Below are 2,723 nucleotides of genomic sequence, written 5' to 3' on the forward strand. Positions count from 1 at the left end.
ATTCATGTACCAAAAACTGCTGGTACAACATTTAAACAAATTTTGAGGCAAATATATCATATAGAAGAAATTTTCTTTGACTATCCACACAGGGGAGATTTACGCCATAACATGTTAACTAATCCTAAACCGGAAGTCAAAGTAATTCATGGTCATTTCCCTAGTAATAAATATGATTATAAATTTCCAGAGTTTAGAAAAATAATTTGGCTTCGAGATCCAATCAAGAGATTAATCTCTTTTTACTTTTTTTGGAAGACTTGGCAAATTTTATTAGAAAGTGATAAGCAAAATTTATTACCAGTCAAAGAGTCTAATTTGACATTTATAGAATTTGCCGAAAAACCCGAGATGCAAAATGTAATTAAATCAAAATTTGTTCAAGAGCAAAAATTAATAGAATTTGACTTTGTCGGAATTCAAGAATTTTTTCTTGAAGATTTACATGAACTAAAATTAATACTAAACTGGCCAGAATATCAACTTGAAACTCAAAATACCAATCCCTATCCAGAATACAAGTCATTATTAGAAGAAGTCTTATCTAATCAAGAAATAGTCAATAAAATATCGGCGATAAATCAGGAAGATATAGAACTGTATCGAGAAGCACTAAGTTTGCGAGAGAACCGGATAAAAACATTAAAAAGACAATACTACACTCAAGAAAACCTCAAAAATTTATCATCTGGAAAACAACAAATTACCCAGAAAAGAACAAAAACTAATCCTCTACTTACTTGGGGTTCTATTGACAGGGCAGTCATTAAAAATCAAGTTTTGCACTTATCTGGTTGGGTTGCTTCCCTTGATGCTGGTATGGTGGAAGGATTTAAAGTTGTTATTGGTAATCAAGTGTTTAGTTTTTTTGAAAAAACTCTCAATATACCTAGTCCAGATGTAGACAAAGTTCATCCTAATTTAGATAGTGCAAGTAATGCTAGATTTCGTCTCAAAATACTTTTAAATCAACAACAAATTAACCAATTAAAGTATTCATTAATCGCTTTAACTCCTCAATTTAAACATGGTGAGGGGATAATTTTATTAAAGGTATTAGCACCACTCTTGCCACTGCCTGAAGAGAAAGATATAAAAATAACTGAGGTTGATGGAAGGAGTCAATTTATTCGTACTTCCTTCAAATTACTAGGAGATTTAATTCAGAGATTAGGTTTACAACCCAAAGACCATATTCTGGATGTTGGTTGTAATATTGGTACTGTTGCTTATGCCTTAGTTAATTATTTACATCCTTCTGGTCGTTATGAAGGCTTTGATATGGTAAAACATTTGATTTCTGTGGTACAAAAGGAAATTACAACACGCAAACCTAATTTTAATTTTAACTGGCATAATATTCATCATCCTCTGTATAATCCCACTGGCAGAATATCAGTAATTAATTTCAATTTTCCTTATCCTGATGAAAGTTTTAACTGTGTCTGTATTCCTAATTTATTAATTCATTTACAAAGCCTGGAGGTTATGCGCTATCTTGATGAAATACATCGAGTTTTAAAACCTGGAGGGAGGTGCTTATTAATTTGCTTTTTAATCAACTCGGCATCAGAACAGTTGATGGCTAAAGGCAAAAATTATCAACAGCTTATTTATGAAACAGAATATGGTTTTACTAAAGATATTAATTTGCCAGAAAAAGGAATTGCCTTGAGAGAAAGTTTACTATTAAAGTGGATATATGAACGAGGATTTAATGTTCTAGAAAAATCTTATGGTTCTTGGTGTGGTCGGACTTCATCTTTTAAAGAAGATTTGTTGATTTTGGAAAAAAAATAGACTTCTTCTAGGATTTCAGGGAATAGGGAATAGGGAAGTGGGTAGTAGAGGAGTGGGGGAGTGGGGGAGTGGGGGAGTGGAAAAAACTGTGAGTAGGAAATAAATCGAAGTACATCCTCTTATATAACTGTTTACTAAAAAATAATTTACAGAATTTTATCAATATGGAAAAAGTTGAAATAGTACAGAAACAACCTACACAACTAGCAGCAACTACTGGATTTTTAGACCAAGTAGCAATAGAAAATGAAACTGTTTGTTTAAGTGGATGGGTTCTTTCATTCGAGTCTGAATCTGTAACTAATTTTAAGGTTTTATTTGGCAGTCAACAATTAATAGGATTTGAATTAACTCAAGGTCTTCCTAGCCCTGGAGTTAAAAAGGCACATCCAAATATTTCTGCTGCTAATAATGCTCGATTCATTATTCGGCTACCCATGAATAAACAGCAGCAAGAACAACTTAAAGATGCTCTGATTATTCTAATTCCTCTAGTTAACGACCGCGAGGGAGAGCCTTTATTAAATGCAGTTAATCCTGCATTATCTGCTTTAGTTAAAACACCAGAAGCAAATAATTTACCAAGCCAAACTCCTCAAGTAGAACTTATTTCTGTTCATGTGCCAAAAGCAGCCGGAACAGCTTTCAGACAGGTTTTATTACAAGTTTATGGAACTCAGGGAGTTCTGACAGATAAAACTAATATGTTTGAAGATAATATGCCAGCTACTATTCATTGGCAGACTAAAGTTATTGAGGGTCATTTTCGCGCGGGTAAATACGATAAATTATTTCCTGAAACTAAGAGAATTACATGGTTAAGAGAACCTATCCACAGATTAATTTCTGATTATTGTTTTCGCCACATATCGAATCCTACAAAAGATTATCTAAATAAACAAGGTTTACTGAAGTTTGCTCAA

At 32.8% G+C, this 2,723-nt stretch carries 2 protein-coding genes; both read left to right on the forward strand.

All coding sequences use genetic code 11. From position 1 onward, the window contains the following. Window positions 1-1,800, forward strand: a 1,800-nt coding sequence (locus AC3DU7_RS30555) for a methyltransferase domain-containing protein (RefSeq protein ID WP_488042994.1), incomplete at its 5' end; no start/stop codon positions are given. A gap of 164 nt (window positions 1,801-1,964) precedes the next feature. Then, window positions 1,965-2,723, forward strand: a 759-nt coding sequence (locus tag AC3DU7_RS30560; RefSeq protein ID WP_488042995.1) for a sulfotransferase family 2 domain-containing protein, incomplete at its 3' end; no start/stop codon positions are given.

It is taken from the genome of Okeania sp. (genome assembly GCF_983059655.1).